Source organism: Rhizobium sp. SEMIA 4085 (genome assembly GCF_013004495.1).
In the GTDB taxonomy this organism is placed as follows: domain Bacteria; phylum Pseudomonadota; class Alphaproteobacteria; order Rhizobiales; family Rhizobiaceae; genus Rhizobium; species Rhizobium gallicum.
Map to the genome: position 1 here is coordinate 1 of NZ_JABEPH010000643.1, position 1,587 is coordinate 1,587.

2 pseudogenes are annotated in these 1,587 nt (G+C 61.6%); both read right to left on the bottom strand.

Annotation, left to right across the window (positions count from 1 at the left end):
- A pseudogene (locus C9413_RS31955) lies at positions 1 to 560 on the bottom strand (ornithine carbamoyltransferase); the annotation flags it as partial.
- 41 nt (positions 561 to 601) lie between these two features.
- Positions 602 to 1,587, bottom strand: a pseudogene (locus tag C9413_RS31960) (aspartate aminotransferase family protein); the annotation flags it as partial.

A 1,587-nucleotide genomic window follows, 5' to 3' on the forward strand; every position in this document is an offset into this window, starting at 1 on the left:
GAACCAAGAGGCACGGCCATGTTCATGCGATAGCCAAAACGGGCAGCGCCTTCGACCAGCGAGTGCAGAACGTTATTGCCATCGCCGGTCCAGGCGATCGTCTTGCCCTTGACGGGACCACGATGCTCCTCGAAGGTCATGATGTCGGCCATGATCTGGCAGGGGTGTGTGTCGTCCGTCAGCGCGTTGATGACCGGCACCGTCGCGCGTTCGGCAAGTTCCAGCATGCGGTGATGCTCCGTGGTGCGGATCATGATCGCGTCGACGTAACGCGAGAGCACCTTGGCTGTATCGCCGATCGTCTCCGCGCGGCCGAGCTGCATCTCCGTGCCGGAGAGAAAAAGCGTCTCGCCGCCAAGCTGGCGCATGCCGACATCGAAGGAAACGCGCGTGCGCGTCGAAGGCTTCTCAAAAATCATTGCCAGCATCTTGCCTGCGAGCGGCTTATCGCCCTTGCCGGCCTTGAAGGCCTGCTTGCGTAGGATCGCATCATCCATGATCGACCTGAGATCGGATGCGGTTACCGCCGAGAGATCGAGAAAGTGTCTGGGGAAAGCCATGTCGTTCTTACCTGTATGCCCCTTGAGGGGATCTTATCCGTTCAAGCCGTCTTCTTGGTCTTTGCGGCGCGAATGCTTTCGGCAGCGCGCTCCACGCGGGCAAGGCCCTCGCGCGCTTCCTCCGCCGTGACGACCAGAGGCGGAAGGAGACGGATGACATTATCGCCCGCCGGAATGGCCAGAAGATGAGCAGCACGAATGGCCTGCAGCAGTTCGGAAGACGGGACGGCTGCCTTGATGCCGAGCATCAGGCCTTCGCCGCGCACATTCTCGATAACATCCGGATAGCGGTCCTTTAGCGAGGCAAGGCCCTGGCGGAAGACGAGCGCCACGTCGCGCACATGTTGCAGGAAACCGTCGGCCAGGATGACGTCAAGCACTGCGCTGCCGACCGCCATGGCAAGCGGATTGCCGCCATAGGTGGAACCATGCGTGCCGGCCTTCATGGCGAAAGCTGCATCCGCCGTCGCAAGGCAGGCGCCGAGCGGGAAGCCGCCGCCGATGCCCTTCGCAACCGCCATGATATCCGGCGTGACGCCGGACCATTCGTGGGCAAAGAGCTTGCCAGTGCGGCCGACGCCGGACTGAACCTCGTCAAGAATTAACAACAGGCCCTTCTCGTCGCAGAGTTGACGGAGTGCCTTCATGAATTCGTTTGTCGCCGGACGAATACCGCCCTCACCCTGTACCGGCTCTATGAGGATGCCCGCCGTCGCATCCGTGACGGCGGCGCGGACCGCCTCGATATCGCCGAACGGAACCTGATCGAAACCCGGTGCCTTGGGACCGAAGCCTTCGAGATACTTCTCCTGACCGCCGGCCGCGATCGTCGCCAGCGTACGGCCATGGAAAGCGCCTTCGCATGTGATGATGTGGAAGCGTTCTGGATGGCCCTTGGAATACTGCTAGCGTGGCGCGGTGTTGTTCGAGCATTCCCGCGCCGCTGCACCGGCATTGGTGACAAACACCTTGTAGGCGAATTTGACGTCTGTCAGAGGCTTGGCAAGCGCTTCCTGGCCCGTGATCA